At 72.6% G+C, this 15914-nt stretch carries 10 protein-coding genes; 3 read left to right on the top strand and 7 right to left on the bottom strand.

The features are described 5' to 3' along the window. Positions 1-83 precede the first annotated feature (83 nt). Complete coding sequence (locus AB0N63_RS06210) at positions 84-1373, bottom strand: extracellular solute-binding protein (RefSeq protein WP_365524834.1); 1290 nt, start codon at positions 1371-1373, stop codon at positions 84-86. 652 nt (positions 1374-2025) lie between these two features. On the opposite strand from AB0N63_RS06210, the gene pulA reads away from it, so the two are divergent. Both pulA and AB0N63_RS06200 read left to right on the top strand, forming a co-directional pair. After that, positions 2026-7503: a pullulanase-type alpha-1,6-glucosidase gene (pulA, locus tag AB0N63_RS06205; protein ID WP_365524831.1), complete on the top strand. Its 5478-nt coding sequence runs from the start codon at positions 2026-2028 to the stop codon at positions 7501-7503. Positions 7504-7626: 123 nt separating this feature from the next. Then, positions 7627-7986, top strand: coding sequence for a 5-carboxymethyl-2-hydroxymuconate Delta-isomerase (locus AB0N63_RS06200; RefSeq protein WP_365524828.1), 360 nt, complete (start codon positions 7627-7629; stop codon positions 7984-7986). A gap of 20 nt (positions 7987-8006) precedes the next feature. Here AB0N63_RS06200 and AB0N63_RS06195 read toward each other — a convergent pair whose 3' ends face one another. The 3 genes from AB0N63_RS06195 to AB0N63_RS06185 form a co-directional block, all read right to left on the bottom strand. Next, on the bottom strand, positions 8007-8699 hold the full coding sequence (locus AB0N63_RS06195; protein WP_365524825.1) for a TetR/AcrR family transcriptional regulator: 693 nt from the start codon (positions 8697-8699) through the stop codon (positions 8007-8009). Between the two features lie 69 nt (positions 8700-8768). Beyond that, the gene (locus AB0N63_RS06190) at positions 8769-10685 is read right to left on the bottom strand and encodes a hypothetical protein (RefSeq protein ID WP_365524822.1); all 1917 of its coding nucleotides are present in this window, start codon (positions 10683-10685) and stop codon (positions 8769-8771) included. Between the two features lie 119 nt (positions 10686-10804). Next, positions 10805-11341 (bottom strand): tetratricopeptide repeat protein, encoded by a 537-nt coding sequence (locus tag AB0N63_RS06185; RefSeq protein ID WP_365524820.1) that lies wholly within the window; start codon positions 11339-11341, stop codon positions 10805-10807. Positions 11342-11440: 99 nt separating this feature from the next. On the opposite strand from AB0N63_RS06185, the gene AB0N63_RS06180 reads away from it, so the two are divergent. Further along, a complete protein-coding gene (locus tag AB0N63_RS06180) occupies positions 11441-11845 on the top strand; it encodes a hypothetical protein (RefSeq protein WP_365524817.1) in 405 nt (134 codons plus the stop codon). A gap of 71 nt (positions 11846-11916) precedes the next feature. On the opposite strand, the gene AB0N63_RS06175 is transcribed toward AB0N63_RS06180, so the two are convergent. The 3 genes from AB0N63_RS06175 to AB0N63_RS06165 form a co-directional block, all read right to left on the bottom strand. Beyond that, on the bottom strand, positions 11917-13461 hold the full coding sequence (locus tag AB0N63_RS06175) for a DUF1996 domain-containing protein (protein WP_365524814.1): 1545 nt from the start codon (positions 13459-13461) through the stop codon (positions 11917-11919). A 120-nt stretch (positions 13462-13581) separates the two neighbouring features. Next, positions 13582-14235: a response regulator transcription factor gene (locus tag AB0N63_RS06170; protein ID WP_365524811.1), complete on the bottom strand. Its 654-nt coding sequence runs from the start codon at positions 14233-14235 to the stop codon at positions 13582-13584. After that, positions 14220-15491: a histidine kinase gene (locus AB0N63_RS06165; protein WP_365524808.1), complete on the bottom strand. Its 1272-nt coding sequence runs from the start codon at positions 15489-15491 to the stop codon at positions 14220-14222. Before AB0N63_RS06165 ends, AB0N63_RS06170 begins: the two co-directional genes overlap by 16 nt. Positions 15492-15914 lie beyond the last annotated feature (423 nt).

The following is a 15914-nucleotide window of genomic DNA, read 5'->3' as shown; positions in this document are numbered from 1 at the left end:
TCCTTCCCCGGGGCTGCGTGTCCTGCAACTGCCGTAGGGCCGCCGGGTGTCCGACGGCAGCCGTACGGCTACTGACCTTTCGGTCAGCCGATGGAGTAGCCGGGCAGGAGCTTCTGGAACTCCTTGGCGGTGGCGTCGAGGCCGTTCTTCACCGACTCGTCGCCCTGGAGGATCTTCACGTAGTTCTGCTGGAGCGGCGTGAACAGCGAGCCGACCTGCGGCAGGGCCACGCGCGGCCGGGCGGTCTTGTCGAGGATCGACTTGAAGCCGGCGACCTTCGGGTCGGAGGTGACCGCGGAGGTGTACGCCGACTGGCGGGTCGGCAGGGTGCCGGTGCCCTTGGCGATGGCGACCTGGCTCTCCGTGGACGTCATGAACTGCGTGAACAGGTAGCTGGCGTCCAGGTTGCCCGAGCCCTGGTACACGGCGAGGTTGTGGCCGCCGGTCGGGGCCTGCGCCCTGCCGCCGGCGCCGGCCGGGACGGGGGCGTAGCCGAGGTTGGCCTGGTCGCTCTTGAACGCCGTGCCGGACAGCGTGTCGGCCACCGACCACGGACCCTGGATCAGCATGGCGACCTTGCCGTTCTTGAAGGCCGCCTGCATGTTCTGGTACGCGTTGGCGAAGTCGACCTTCATCGACGCCTGGTCGTTGATCTGCTTCGCGGTGGTGAGGGCCTTCACCGCGGCGTCGTCGCTGATCGTGATCTTCTTCGCCGACGGGTCGGCCATGTCCGCGCCGTTGCTGTAGAGCAGCGGCAGCAGGAAGTAGGAGTCCGGGTTGACGTAGGTGCCGTACGCCCCGGTCTTCTCCTTGATGGTCTTGGCGTCGGCGATGAACTCGTCCCAGGTGGCGGGCGGGTTGGCGATGCCGGCCTGCTTGAGGAGCTTCTTGTTGTAGAGGAGGCCGAGGGTGTCGGTGACCGAGGGGACGCCGTACGTCTTGCCGTTGTACTTCGCGGTGTTCAGCGGCGTGGCGGCGAAGTCCGAGGTGTCCTTCAGGGCCGGGGTGCCGTCGAGCGGGGCGATGTAGCCCAGCGAGGCGTACTCGGCCATCAGCCCCACGTCCGTGCGCACGACGTCGGGGGCGCCCTTGCCGCTCTTGGCGGCGGACTTGAACTTCTGCTCGACGTCGGTGAACGGGACGCTCTGGAAGTTCACCTTGATCTTCGGGTACTTGGCCTCGAACTGCTTGACCAGGGCCTTGTACGTCGGGGCTTCGGTCGCCGCGTCGGAGGTGTCCCAGTAGGTGATCGTCCCGGAGACTTCCTTGGGGTCCTTCGGCTTGCTCGACGAGTCGTCGTCCGAGCCACCGCAGGCCGAGGCGGTGAGGGCGACCACGGTGACCGCGGCGGCGATCGATATGCCACGTCGCATATGAACTCCTAGATGAGGGTGCCCGGATCATCCCTTGGGAGGACCGCGGGTGCCGTCTGTCCCTATCGACGGCCGCCGGGCGCGGGAGGAACGTAGCAAGGCTGCAATCCCTTGCGAAAGACGTTGCAAGAAAATTTCCGCAAGATCCCGCAGACGTGACGCTTCCGTTACCGGCAGGTGTCCTGGCCTGCGCGGGGTCCGTCCGGCGGGGTCCGGCCGGTGGTCCGGTGGCGGTCCATGGCGGTCCGGGGAGCGGGGCTCGTCCGGGTCGGCCGCCCTCGTGCGGGGCGTCGCCGCCGGGGTGCGGCACGGTCGTGCGCGAAGGTGCGCTAAGGAAGGTAGCGGATTCACCGGGGGAGGGAACCCGTCGGTGCGCGGGTTCGCGCGCCCGACCGGTCCCCCGGCCGCTTTCCTGCACGCCTCGCCTGCGCGGGAGCGCGCCGACCGGCGTACGAGGGGCGGCACTTGACGGGGCGCGCGGAGGCCCCGGTGGCCGTTCGTGAAAGTTCTTGCCGTGCTTTGCAAGGCTCTTGCTGTAAGTGTTTCGGCGGCGATACGGTCGCGCCCGGCGTCCGGCCGCGAAGCCGCTGGCCCCTCGTCCGCGGTGCGGGCACGGACCCGATCGAGCCGTAGTCGCAAGGAGTTCTCGCCTGTGATACCGAGATGGCCGGCGCCCCCGGGGCGCCGCAACCCCCAGGGCGGACCGGGCCGGCGGGGCCGGCACAGCGGGCGGGTCGCGGCCGTCGCCGTCGCCGCGCTCGCCGCCGCCCTCGTCCAGCCGACGGCCGCGAAGGCGGCCGGCCCGCCCGCGCCCCCGTCGGACGCGTACCTCGCCGCACAGCCCGCCCGGCACGACGCCACGCGCGAACAGTTCTACTTCGTCATGCCGGACCGCTTCGCCAACGGGAACAGGGCCAACGACCGGGGCGGACTGACCGGCTCCCGGCTGGCCACCGGCTACGACCCCACCGACAAGGGCTTCTACCAGGGCGGCGACCTCAAGGGGCTGACCGACCGGCTCGACTACATCAAGGGCCTCGGCACCACGGCCATCTGGCTCGCGCCGATCTTCAGGAACCAGCCCGTGCAGGGTGCCGGCAAGGACGCCTCCGCCGGCTACCACGGGTACTGGATCACCGACTTCACGCAGGTCGACCCGCACTTCGGCACCAACGCGGACCTGACGAGGCTGATCGCCAAGGCGCACGCCAAGGGCATGAAGGTCTTCTTCGACGTCATCACCAACCACACCGCCGACGTCGTGGACTACACGGACCGGTCCCACGAGTACCTGTCCAAGGGCGCCTTCCCGTATCTGACCGAGGACGGCCGTCCCTTCGACGACGCCGACTACGCGAACGGGAACAAGAAGTTCCCCGCCGTCGACCCCTCGTCCTTCCCCCACCCGCCGACCGTCCCGGCCGCGAAGAAGAACGCCAAGGTTCCGGCGTGGCTGAACGACCCGACGATGTACCACAATCGGGGCGACTCCACCTACAGCGGCGAGAACGCCACCTACGGCGACTTCTCCGGCCTGGACGACCTGTGGACCGAGCGTCCCGAGGTCGTCAGCGGCATGGAGAAGATCTACGAGCGCTGGGTGAAGGACTTCGGCGTCGACGGCTTCCGCATCGACACCGTCAAGCACGTGAACATGGAGTTCTGGACGCAGTGGGCGACCGCGCTCGACGCGTACGCCGCCCGGCACGGCCGCAAGGACTTCTTCATGTTCGGCGAGGTCTACTCCGCCGACACCTCCGTCACCGCGCCCTACGTCACCCGGGGCCGCCTCGACGCCACGCTCGACTTCCCCTTCCAGGACGCGGCCCGCGCCTACGCCTCCCAGGGCGGCAGCGCCAAGAGGCTCGCGAGCGTTTTCGGCGACGACTACAAGTACACGACCGACAAGGCCAACGCCTACGAGCAGGTCACCTTCCTCGGCAACCACGACATGGGCCGCATCGGGTACTTCCTCAAGCAGGACAATCCGAAGGCGACCGACGCCCAGCTCCTGGCCAAGGACAAGCTGGCCAACGAGCTGATGTTCCTCAGCCGCGGCAACCCCGTCGTCTACTACGGCGACGAACAGGGCTTCACCGGCGCCGGCGGCGACAAGGACGCCCGCCAGACCATGTTCGCCTCGAAGGTCGCCGACTACCTCGCCGACGACGAGATCGGCACCGACCGCACCCACGCCAGTGACGCGTACGACACCAAGGCGCCGCTGTACCGCCAGATCGCCGGGCTGGCCAAGCTCCGCAAGGACAACCCCGCCCTCACCGACGGGGTCCAGACCGAGCGGTACGCGGCCGACGGCCCCGGCGTCTACGCCTTCACCCGCACCGACGCCCGCAGCGGCGCCGAGTACGTCGTCGCCGTCAACAACGCCGACCAGGCGAAGACCGCCGCCTTCACCACCGGCTCCGCGCGCATGACCTACCGCGGCGTCTACGGCACCAAGGCGTCCGTCGCCTCCGACGCCGACCGCGGGGTGTCCGTCACCGTCCCGGCCGGAGCCGCCGTCGTCCTCAAGGCGACCGGCCGTCTCGAGGCCCCGGCCGCCGAGCCGGCCCTCACCGTGACCGCGCCCGCCGCGGGCGCCACCGGCACCGTGGACCTCAGCGCCGACGTCACCGGCGGACAGCTCGACCGGGTCGTCTTCGCCGCCCAGGTCGGCAACGGCCCCTGGAAGGTCCTCGGCTCCGCCGACCACGCCCCCTACAAGCTCACCCAGACCCTCGACACGACCGTGCCCGCCGGTACCGCACTGCGCTACAAGGCGGTCGTCGTCGACTCGGCCGGGCGCACCGCGAGCGCCACCGCGGCCTCCACCACCGGCACCCCGCCGGCCCCCGAGGTCCCCACCGCCTCCTCCCGCGACTACGCGGTCGTCCACTACCGGCGCACCGACGGCGACTACGACGGCTGGGGCCTGTACGCCTGGGGCGACCTCGCCGACGGCGAGGCGACCACCTGGCCCGCCGCCCACCCCTTCACCGGCCGTGACGCCTACGGCGCCTTCGCCTACGTGAAGCTGAAGCCCGGCGCCTCGAACGTCGGCTTCCTCGTCATCGACAAGGACGGCGACAAGGACGTCTCCGCCGACCGGTCCATCGACGTCACCAAGACGGGCGAGGTGTGGATCGAGCAGGGCCAGGACGCCGTGCAGACCACCCGGCCCGCCGGCTACCCCGCGCAGGACACCGCCAAGGCCGTCCTCCACTACCACCGCGCCGACGGCGACTACGACGGCTGGGGACTGCACGTGTGGACCGGCGCGGCCGAGCCCACCGACTGGGCGAAACCCCTCGCGCCGGTGAAGACTGACTCCTATGGCGCGGTCTTCGAGGTACCGCTCACCGACGGTGCCACCTCACTCAGCTACATCCTCCACAAGGGCGACGAGAAGGATCTGCCCACCGACCGGTCCCTCGACCTCAAGGCGGCGAACGGCCACGAGGTGTGGCTGGTGAGCGGGCAGGAGCAGCCCCTGCTGCCGCAGCCCGAGGGCAGCGCCGCCGCCCTGGACCTGACCACCTCCAAGGCGGTCTGGATCGACCGGGACACGGTCGCGTGGAACGGCTCGGCGGCCGCCGCCTCCACCCAGCTCCTGTACTCGCGCGACGGCTCCATCACCGTCAAGGACGGGACGCTGACCAGCGACGACGAGCGGTGGCTGCGGCTGGAGAAGACCACGCTCACCGACGCGCAGAAGACGAGGTTCCCGCATCTGAGGGACTACACCGCCTACTCCGTCGACCCGCGCGACCGCGCCCGGGTCACCGAGGCCCTGCGCGGCCAGGTCGTCGCCTCCCAGCGCGCCGCTGGGGGCACCTCCCAGGCATCGAGCACCGGGGGAGGGGCCGTGCTCACCGCCACCGGCGTCCAGCTCGCCGGGGTCCTCGACGACGTCTACGGCACCGCCGCCGCCAAGGCGAGCCTCGGTCCGGTCTTCCGTGACGGGCGGCCCACACTGAGCGTGTGGGCGCCGACCGCGCAGAGCGTGGCGCTGGAACTGGACGGCAAGACCGTCGCCATGCGCCGCGACGACACCACCGGCGTCTGGTCCGTCACCGGCCCGGCCGCCTGGCGGAACAAGCCGTACCGGTACGTCGTCACCGTGTGGGCGCCCTCCGTGCGCAGGATCGTCGTCAACAAGGTCACCGACCCCTACTCGGTCGCCCTCACCGCGAACAGCGAGCGCAGCCTCCTCGCCGACCTGGACGACAAGGCCCTCGCCCCCAGCGGCTGGGCGGACCTCGCCAAGCCCAAGGCCGTACCGCTGCGGGACGCGCAGATCCAGGAACTGCACATCCGCGACTTCTCCGTCGCCGACCCGACCGTCCCGGCCAGGGACCGGGGCACCTACCTCGCCTTCACCGACACCGGCGGCGACGGCAGCAAGCACCTGCGCGAGCTGGCCAGGGCCGGCACCTCCTACGTGCATCTGCTGCCGGCCTTCGACATCGCCACCATCCCCGAGAAGAAGGCCGACCAGGCCGGCCCCGGCTGCGACCTCGCCGCCTACGCCCCCGACTCCGACCAGCAGCAGGCCTGCGTCGCCAAGACGGCCGCCAAGGACGCCTACAACTGGGGCTACGACCCCTACCACTACACGGTCCCCGAGGGCTCCTACGCCACCGACCCGGACGGCACCGCCCGCACCGTGCAGTTCCGGCAGATGGTCAAGGCCCTCAACCAGGACGGCCTGCGCGTCGTCATGGACGTCGTCTACAACCACACCGCGGCCAGCGGGCAGGACGACACCTCCGTCCTCGACCAGGTCGTGCCCGGCTACTACCAGCGGCTGCTCGCCGACGGATCGGTCGCGAACAGCACCTGCTGCGCCAACACCGCGACCGAGAACACCATGATGGGCAAGCTCGTCGTGGACTCGATCGTCACCTGGGCCAGGGAGTACAAGGTCGACGGCTTCCGCTTCGACCTCATGGGCCACCACCCCAAGGCCAACATCCTCGCCGTCCGCAAGGCCCTCGACGCGCTCACCCCGGAGAAGGACGGCGTCGACGGCAAGAAGATCATCCTGTACGGCGAGGGCTGGAACTTCGGCGAGGTCGCCGACGACGCCCGCTTCGTCCAGGCCACCCAGAAGAACATGGCCGGGACCGGCATCGCCACCTTCTCCGACCGGGCCCGCGACGCGGTGCGCGGCGGCAGCCCCTTCGACGCCGACCCCGGCGTCCAGGGCTTCGCCTCCGGCCTCTACACCGACCCCAACTCCTCCACCGCCAACGGCACGAAGGAGGAGCAGAAGGCCCGGCTGCTGCACTACCAGGACCTGATCAAGGTCGGTCTGAGCGGCAGCCTCGCCGAGTACCGCTTCACCGACAGCGACGGCAAGGAGATCACCGGCGCCGGGATCGACTACAACGGCGCGCCCGCCGGATACGCGGACGCCCCCGGCGACGCCCTCGCCTACGCCGACGCCCACGACAACGAGTCGCTGTTCGACGCGCTGACCTACAAGCTGCCCGCCTCGACGTCCGCCGCCGACCGGGCCCGGATGCAGGTCCTCGCGATGGCCACGGCCGCGCTCTCCCAGGGGCCGGCGCTCTCCCAGGCCGGCACCGACCTGCTGCGCTCCAAGTCGCTGGACCGCAACTCCTTCGACAGCGGCGACTGGTTCAACGCCATCCACTGGAACTGCGCCGACGGCAACGGCTTCGGCCGCGGCCTGCCCATGGCCGCCGACAACCAGGACAAGTGGCCCTACGCCAAGCCGCTGCTGTCCTCCGTCACGGTGGGCTGCCCGCAGATTGGGGGCGCCTCGGCCGCCTACCGGGACCTGCTGCGCATCCGTACGACGGAGCAGGCGTTCTCCCTCGCCACGGCCGCACAGGTGCAGGACCGGCTGTCCTTCCCGCTGTCCGGCAAGGACGAGACGCCCGGGGTGATCACCATGCGGCTGGGCGACCTGGTCGTGGTGTTCAACGCGACGCCCCAGCGGCAGGAACAGCGCGTCGCGGCGCTGGCCGGGGCAGGTTACCGGCTGCACCCGGTGCAGGCCTCGGGTGCCGACCCGGTCGTGAAGACCTCCGCCTACACGGCGGCGACCGGCACGTTCACCGTCCCGGCGCGCACGGTGGCGGTGTTCACGCGGGGCGCGTGAGGTACCGGAGCGGTGGAGGGGGGCGGGCCGTGAGACGGTCCGCCCCCCTTCTCCGGTCGCGAACTAGGGTGGGCCGACGCCGTGGAACACCAGACGCCGCAGAACACCAGGAGTGGAGCTCCCATGCCCCAGATCACCGTCGACTACTCGGCCGAGCTGGCGGACGCCTTCGACCGGCCCAGGTTCGCGCGGGCGCTGCACGAGGCCACCGTGGAGATCGCCGGCGCCCGGCCGCCCGCCTGCAAGACACTGTTCCGCCCGGCCGGGGAGACCGTGGTCGGTCCCGACAGCGACGGGCACGCCGTCGTCCACGTGCACATCGGACTGCTGGCCGGCCGCACCCCGGAGACCAAGGCCGAGCTGACGGAGGCCGCGCTGGAGCTGTTGCGGCGGTATGTGAAGCCCGGCGGGGAAGCGATGCTGCACGCCTCGGCCGAGGTGAGCGACCTCGACCCGTCCTACCGGAAGTTCGAGCGAGAGTAACGCCCCGCCGGTACGGGCGGTCAGGGGGACGCGAGGGTGATGAGGCGGCCGGCCAGGTCCGTGAAGGGGTTGTCGGCCGGTTCCGTCGCGAAGACCCGGTGCAGCAGCGCGGTCAGCTCCTCGTCGCGGGCGGCGGCGACGGCGGCGAGCGCGGCGAAGTCCTGCACCAGCTGGACCTCCAGCTCGGCGCGCGGGATGCGGCGGCCGTCGAGCCAGATCAGCGCCGTCGACTCGGCCAGCGAGATCCACGAGCGGACGACCACCTCCAGCCGGGCGGGCGGGTCCTGGACCTGGAGATGGGCGAGGATCTGCTCGTAGGCGGCCTGCCGGACCGAGTCGATGAGCGCGTTGGTGGTGGTGGAGCCGACCGCCGGGCCGCCGCGCATCAACGCCGAGAAACCCGGCCCGTGTTCGTCCACGAAGTCGAAGAAGCGGCGCATCACCCGCAGCAGCCGCGCCCCCAGCGGACCCTCGTGCGGCTCCACGAACCGGCCGGCCAGATCCTCCGAGGCGCGCTTCAACGCGGCCTCGTACAAGCTGAGTTTGCCGGGAAAATAGTGGTAGACCAGCGGGCGGGAGATGCCTGCCGCCGCCGCTATCTCGTCGATGGACACGTCGTCGGGCGAGCGGCGGCTGAACAGTTCGAGGGCGACGCCGATCAACTGCTGCCGTCGTTCCTCGACTCCCATTCTGCGGCGGACCCCGGTAGTCATACCGACACCCTACCGACCAGGGCCGGAACCGGAACCGGCCGGTGGGGTGCGGGCGGTACGGGGCGGGCCCTAGCGCAGCATGTGCACGGTCCGGCCGTCGTCCAGCGTTCCCTTCAGCTCCGGCCGCAGACCCTTCTTCGCGGGTACGGCCAGCACATTGCCCTGGGCGGTCGCGGTCACGCCGTTCGAGGCGGTGATCGACTCCGTGTGGGAGCCGCCGGCGGCCAGCAGGTACCAGGAGCCCGCCTTCGACTTCCACAGCGCCCCGGCCAGCACCTGCGGATCGCGCGCCCCGCACGCGGTGACATCGGCGGAGCGGGCCACCGCCGCCCCGTACCGCACGGTGGGGACGCGGAGCTGGGCGAGCACCTGGGAGCCCGTGCCGCGCCAGGTGTCGGCGCGGGTGCACACCCATGTGGCCGTGCCGCTGTCGTCGGGCAGGTCCTGCTCGGCGTACTGCCAGGCGTTGACCGACCGCACCCCCTGGGAGCGCAGCACCGACAGTGAGCAGGCGAACGGCGCCCAGGTGCGCCCGGCCGCCGCGCTCGACGCCTCGTGCGTCGCGGTGGGGCGGCCGGTGGTGAGGCGGGCGGGCGTCAACTCGCCCAGATCGCCGAGGACGTACGCCCCGAAGTCGCCGGTGAGGCGCAGCGCGGGCCAGGAGGTGCAGGCGCCCGCGCGGGCGGCCGGGCCGGCCAGCGGTGCGGTGACGCCGTCCTTCAGCGTGAGCGCCGCCGGCTCGGACCCGGCGGTGCGCAGATCCTGCCGCGCGGCCTTCTTCACCCACGGGGCCGTCAGATAGCGGACGTTGCCGTCGGCGCGGTTCAGCACCACCGCGGCGGCCTCCGCCCCGGACGCTCCGTCCACGCGGGCGAGGTCCAGCGCGACGCCGGACGCGGAGCCCTTCGGCTCGGCGTAGCGGGCGATGCGCAGGCCGTCGTGGAGCAGGACGACGCGGGCGCCGTCGACGTCGCCCGCGTACAGCAGTTGCGGAGGGCCCGCGGGGCCGCCGGTGGCGGTGCCGGGGGTGGCGGACAGCCGGACGTCGCCGCCGGGGCGGGCCCAGACGGCGAGGGCACGGCGCAGCAGGGCGGTGTCGCCGGTGCGGTCGCCGCGCGCGGGCCACGCGGTGAAGTCCAGCCGCGCCGAGGTCCGCCACGCGGTGGGGGGGACGCGGATCAGCTTCGCCGGGTCGAGGGCGGCCTCGGCGGAGGCGTTGCGCGCGTAGACGGGGGCGGCGGCGCCGTTCGGGCCCCAGCCGCCGGCGGGCAGCGCGGTCAGCGTGCCGCACACGGCGACGGCCGCGGCGGCGGCGAGCACCGCCTTGCCGCGCTGCCTGCGCCGCAGCAGGTCGGTGGGGCGGGCCTGGAGCGAGCAGGGGTCGAACTCGGGTGAGGCGAGCAGCGCGGTGCGGTCCGGGACGCGCTCGGCCTGGCGCACGGCGGCCCCGGGGTCGGCGACGCCCGCTGCCGACAGCACCCGGAGCACGGCGTCCTCGGGGAGCTGCTCCAGACCGCGCAGCACGTAGGCGGCGCGCGCCGGGGCGGACAGGGCGGCGAGCTGCTGGTCCAGGGCGAGTTCGTCGGCGCCGCCGGAGCGCGGGAAGAGCTTCAGGCCCCACACCTGGGGCATCAGCGGAGGCAGGTGGACGCGGCGGGAGCGCGCGGCGCGGCGGCGGAGCGGGTCGGCCGCGAGCGCCGTACGGACCACACGGACGCGCAGGAACGCGTAGGCCGGGTCGGCGCCGGGGCCCGCCGTGCCGTCCGGCGTGACGGCGGTGGCGGGGCGGCCCCGCGGCAGGGCGCGCTGGACCAGGGAGTGCGCGGTCAGCACCCGGCGGCCGCGGCCGAGGACCGGGGGCAGCAGCAGATAGGCGAGCCGGACGAGCCGCGGGTAGTGCTCGACGAGCGCGGCCTCGGCCCGCCCGACGTCGAGGACCGGCGCGGAGGCGGACGGGGGGCGCGGGGCGACATCCTGTGACTGCACGTTCAGCAGAACGAGCGCATGGGCGGTTGGTCACCGCCGGGGGCGGCCCGTCAGCCCTTCGGCCGTGCCCTTCGGCCGTGCCGTCCGGCCGTGCGCTCGGCCGGTCCGTCCGGGTGCCGTCAGCCTTCCGGTTCGACCAGCAGGCGGGCGTAGTTCGCCGTGGAGCGCTGGTAGCGGGGCAGGTGCGGGGCGAGGGCGCCGAGGGTGAGGGACAGGGCCTCGCGTTCGCGGCCTAGGTCGGCCAGGCACAGGGCCAGGAAGGCGCGTACGGCGTCGTCCAGCTCGTCGGAGGGGCCGACCAGTTCGGGGGTGAGCAGCTTGACGCCCTCCTCCGGCCGGCCGGTGTTGCGCAGCGAGCTGGCGAGCTGGATCCTGGCGCGGCGGCCCCGGTAGCCGTCGAGCCCGCCGTCCAGCGCCGCCCGGTACAGCGGCACGGCCCGGTCCGAGTGGCCGGTGGAGTCCCAGGAGCAGGCCTGCTCGAACAGGCCGACGGGGCTGCCGGGCGGCAGCTCGGCGACCAGCGCGTCGATCACCGCCCGGAACTCGGCGGCGCGGTCCTCGGAGTAGTCGTCGAGGCGGGCCCAGGCGGCGGCCACGCGGTCTTCCCAGTCATCGTTCACCGGCCCACTCTCGCACAGGTGTGCCGGTGGGCCCATGGGTTTGAGCAGGGCGCCCGGCACGGCCGTATGGAGGGGGACGGCATGGACGGGAACCGGGCGCCGCCGGAGGCGACCCGCCGGAAAGCGGAGGAACAGATGAGGGTGACACGGCCGATGCTCGCGGTGGCCGGCGCGGCGGCGGTGCTGGCGCTGGCGGGCTGCGGTGCCGGCGGGGACGGGGCGGCCAGGGTGCCGCCGACGGCGACCGGCAGCCTGGAGAGCCTGGCCGCCGAGGTGAAGTGCAGGCCGGACATCCAGACCGACGCCGACACCATCCGCCAGGCGATCTGCGCGGGCTCCGGCGGGAGGTTCGTCCTCGCCACCTTCTCCACCGACCGCGGCCAGCGCGAGTGGATCGACGAGGCGAAGGACTACGGCGGCTTCTACCTGGTCGGCCGCAAGTGGGTCGCCGTCGGCGACGACGGCGTGGTCCACGCGCTGCGCGGCACCCTCGGCGGCGAGGTGGAGATCGGCGCCGACCACCACGCGCACACCGGCTGACGTCACCGCACGCGAGAGGCCGGTGGCGGGTCCTCCCGCCACCGGCCTCTCGCCGTACCGGCCGGGTGCGGCTAGCACGTCCGCCCGGAGTTGAGGCAGTTGGCGATCTTGTTCGCCAGGCCGTTCTTGGTCACGGCGATGAAGTCGTCGTGGTCGGTGACGGCCTTGTGCAACTGCTCGGGGAAGCCGTCGACGGCGTAGGCGTTCTTCACCTGGCCGTTCTGGACCACCGGCTGCGGCACGCTGTAGACCAGCCGCATCGTCAGCTGCGGGATCGCCTTGAAGCCGTTCTGGCAGCGGCCGGAGGCGTCGGCGAAGGCGACGTGGGTGCGGTGGTTGGCGCTGTCGACGTTCTGGCCGTCCCAGCAGCTCTGGAAGGCGAACGTGCGCACCACGTCGCTGCCGCGCGGGCAGATCGGGTACTTGTCGGTCAGCTGGACCTTGTTCTCGAAGCCGGTGCAGCTCCAGTGCGCGTTGGCGTTCGCCGTGCCGTTGGTGAAGGCCTTGGCGTCGCCGGTGATGATGCGCAGGAACTGCGGCATCGCCACGACCTTGCCGGTGGGGTTGCCGACGTACTTGATCTGCGCCTGCTTGGCGACCAGGATCCGGCCGACGTTGCCCTCCTTGCCGCCGCCGTCGGCGTTCTGGTCGAAGTCCTGCGTGCCGTCCTGCACCCGCACCACGGGCCAGTAGTAGGCCGACAGGTCGTTCTTGTTCTGGCAGCTGGAGCCGCCCTGGAGGAAGGTGTCGTTCGAGGAGAACGCGTTGACCTTCTGGTTCCCGACGTAGTCGTGCAGGTGGTGGGCACCGTTGGTCACGCCGGGGGCCACGATCACGTTGTCGGTGTTGTGGTTGCCGTTGGCGTTGACCCCGCAGCGGGTGGTGAACGTGCCGGTGGAGGCGTTGCGCATCCGGCGCGGCTTGGCCGGGACGTTCGCCTGGACCTTGGTGATGTCGACGAAGTCCGCGGCGGAGGGGCCGTTGCCGGCCTGACCGCCGTTGTTCTGCTGCTGGCCGCCGCCGCCCTGCTGGCCGCCCTCGCCACCCTGCTGACCGCCGTTCATGCCGCCGTTGTCCTGCTGGCCGCCGCTGTTCTGGCCGCCGCCCTGCTGGGCGCCGCCGCCGTCCGTCTGGTTGCCGGCGGCGGGGGATCCGGTGCACGAGGTCAGGCTGTCCAGGTCGCCCGGGGCGGTGCCGCCGGCCCGGTTGATCTCCAGCCTGATCCGGTCGAAGATCACCTTCCGGCGGTCCTTGAGCGGGCCCAGGATGCTGTTCTGGACGAAGCTCGCGTCGCGGGCCTGCGCGTCCCGCGTGGTCGCCAGGCGCTGGTAGGCCTCGGTGATCTGGCGGTCGAGATTGGCCAGTTCGCCGTCGACCTCGGTGCGGGCCCGGCCCGGCACGTCGGTGAGCTTCTGGCCGACGTCCGGGCAGGAGATCGTCGCCACCTGCGCGCCGGCTGCCTTGGTCCGGTTGCCCCACGCGTCGTCGTGCGACTCGTGGGCGGATGCGTAGAAGTTCGCCCAGATCAGCCCGCCCCCACCGAGCGCTAGGGCCGCCGCTGCTGCGATGGCCTTGGTGGCCGGCGACGTACGGCGTTTTCGTGTGTTGCGTCCCATGGAACTCCTCTGACTTCCTTGGCGGGGCAGCATCGAGGCGCCCGACAGGAGTGAAGCGGCCCCCTTCCATACGGACGCCGCCTCGGAGGTGTTCAACAGAAACGCGAATCGGCGGCCGGCTCAGCGGTCGCGGTCGAGATGCGCCAGTACGGCCAGAACACGGCGGTTGTCGTCGTCCGAGACCTCGAGTCCCAGTTTGGCGAAGATGTTGGAGGTGTGTTTCGCGATCGCCCGTTCCGTCACCACGAGTTGGGCGGCGATCGCCGTGTTGGAGCGGCCCTGCGCCATCAGCTCCAGCACCTCCAGCTCGCGCGGGGTGAGTCGCGACAGCGGCCGGTCCCGGTCCGAACTCCGGGCCAGCAACTGCTGGATGACCTGCGGGTCCATGGCGGTGCCGCCGGCCGCGACCCGGCGTACCGCGTCCACGAACTGGGCCGCGTCGAACACCCGGTCCTTCAGCAGGTACCCCACCGCTCCGCTGCCGTCGGCCAGCAACTCCCGTGCGTACAGCTGCTCCACGTGCTGGGAGAGGACCAGTACCGGCAGCCCCGGCCGCTCCCGGCGGGCGCGCAGCGCGCACTGGAGCCCCTCGTCGGTGTGCGTGGGCGGCAGCCGTACGTCGACCACCGCCACGTCCGGATCCAACTCGGCCAGCGCGCGGTCGAGTTCGGGGCCGGATTCGACGGCGGCCGCGATCTCGAAGCCATGGGCCTCCAGCAGCCGGACCAGCCCGTCGCGCAGCAGGAAGAGATCTTCGGCTAGGACAACGCGCACGGAATCTCCATGGTCGCCATGGTGGGACCGCCCGCGGGACTGCTGACGGCCAGGACGCCGTCGAATGTACCGAGCCGCCGCTCGACCCCCGCGAGCCCCGAGCCCGGCGCGATCGCGGCGCCGCCCCTGCCGTTGTCGGTGACGGCGATGCGCAGCATGCCGTCGGCATGGTGCAGATCGACCCAGACGCGGTCCGCGCCGGAGTGCTTGACGGCGTTGGTGAGCACCTCGCTGACCGCGAAGTACGCCGCCGACTCCACCGGCGCGTCGGCGCGGCCGGCCAGGTCCACGCTCACCTCCGTGGGGATCGGCAGCCGTAGCGCCAGCGCCCGGACGGCGTCGCCCAGTCCGCGTTCGGCGAGGACCGGCGGGTGGATGCCGCGCACCAGGTCGCGCAGCTCGCCGAGGGCCTCGGCGGAGTTCTTGCGGGCCTGCGCGATCAGCCGTCGGGCCTGCTCCGGGTCCGTGTCGATCAGCGACTCCACGGTGCTCAGGTCCATGCCCATGACGACCAGCCGGGCCTGCGCCCCGTCGTGCAGATCGCGCTCGATGCGCCGCAGCTCGGCGGCCGAGGTGTCGACGGCGTCGCGCCGGGTCTCGGTCAGCTTCTCCACCCGGCGGGTCAGCTCGGCCGCGTACGCGGGGGCGAGCTGGCTCCTCGTGAGCCGGAAGTGGGCGCGGACCAGCGCCGGGTTCCAGCGCAGCGCGGCGGCGAGCCAGCCGCAGCCGACGGCGCCCGCGGCCAAGGCGCTGGCCTGCCCGGTGACCGGCACGAACTGGTACCAGTACCGGCCCTCCGCGGCCACCAGCGGCCGCCACAGCCCTGCCGCCAGCAGGAGGCCCAACACGCCCTCGGCGAGCATGCCGGGCGCGAGCACGGCGACGGCCGCGCCCGCCACCTCGTCCACGAACAGCCAGCGCAGGTCCCGCCAGGTCGCCGGATCGCCCAGCATCAGCCAGGTGAGCCGCGGCCCGGCGGCCGGCCGGCCGTCCGCGGACCGCGGCAGCGGGCGGTACCGGGCGGCGGGGATCCGTACGTCCGACCAGCGGGTGGCCAGCGCCCTGCGCCGCTCCGCGTGGGAGCGCACCAGGAACAGGACCGGCGGCGTGGTCAGCAGACCGACGCCCAGCGGGACGAAAGCGATCGACAGGACCGCCAGCAGCAGGAGCCCGAGCGAGGCCGTCCAGCCCATCAGCGCGAGTCCCAGCCCCCGCACGCCCGCCACCAGCGCGTCCTTCACCCGTACCCCGTGCATGACCCCACCCCTCCCGGTTCGGGACCAGTCTGCCGGGTGCGGGAGCGCGGGTCAGGGGGGTGCGGCCCCGGGCCACGGGTGTACCTGACGCCACCGCCCCGCCCCGCGCCGCGCCCGCCCGGCGCGGGGCGGTGGGGCCTGGCGGCCGGGGCGGTGGCGTGCCCTCGGCGGCCGACGAGACCGCTCGGGCGGTCCGCCGGTCCGCCGGTCCGGAGACAGGTGCCCGGCGTCCTCGGGAAAGGGCCGGGGCCCGCGGCCGGGACGCGCGGGCGCGGGCGCCCGGCGGGGCGGCCCGTTCGGGACCGGGGACTGTGCCTGCCCGGCGGGGCGGGGGGAGGCACGGTGTTCGGGCGTGAACGTGGAGGCGCCGCCGTACTCGCCGCCCGTGGAGAAGCCCTGGACCAGCCGGAACAGGATCAGCAG

Origin of the sequence: Streptomyces sp. NPDC093260 (genome assembly GCF_040683715.1) — a bacterium.
In the GTDB taxonomy this organism is placed as follows: Bacteria; Actinomycetota; Actinomycetes; order Streptomycetales; family Streptomycetaceae; genus Streptomyces; species Streptomyces sennicomposti.
This window is presented reverse-complemented; position numbering and strand designations above follow the sequence as displayed.

Bases quoted from the DNA above. Each gene is read 5' to 3' on its own strand.
- AB0N63_RS06210 (WP_365524834.1), bottom strand. From the start codon at position 1,373: ATGCGACGTGGCATATCGATCGCCGCCGCGGTCACCGTGGTCGCCCTC.
- AB0N63_RS06200 (WP_365524828.1), top strand. From the start codon at position 7,627: ATGCCCCAGATCACCGTCGACTACTCGGCCGAGCTGGCGGACGCCTTC.
- AB0N63_RS06195 (WP_365524825.1), bottom strand. From the start codon at position 8,699: ATGACTACCGGGGTCCGCCGCAGAATGGGAGTCGAGGAACGACGGCAG.
- AB0N63_RS06185 (WP_365524820.1), bottom strand. From the start codon at position 11,341: ATGGGCCCACCGGCACACCTGTGCGAGAGTGGGCCGGTGAACGATGAC.
- AB0N63_RS06180 (WP_365524817.1), top strand. From the start codon at position 11,441: ATGAGGGTGACACGGCCGATGCTCGCGGTGGCCGGCGCGGCGGCGGTG.
- AB0N63_RS06175 (WP_365524814.1), bottom strand. From the start codon at position 13,461: ATGGGACGCAACACACGAAAACGCCGTACGTCGCCGGCCACCAAGGCC.
- AB0N63_RS06165 (WP_365524808.1), bottom strand. From the start codon at position 15,491: ATGCACGGGGTACGGGTGAAGGACGCGCTGGTGGCGGGCGTGCGGGGG.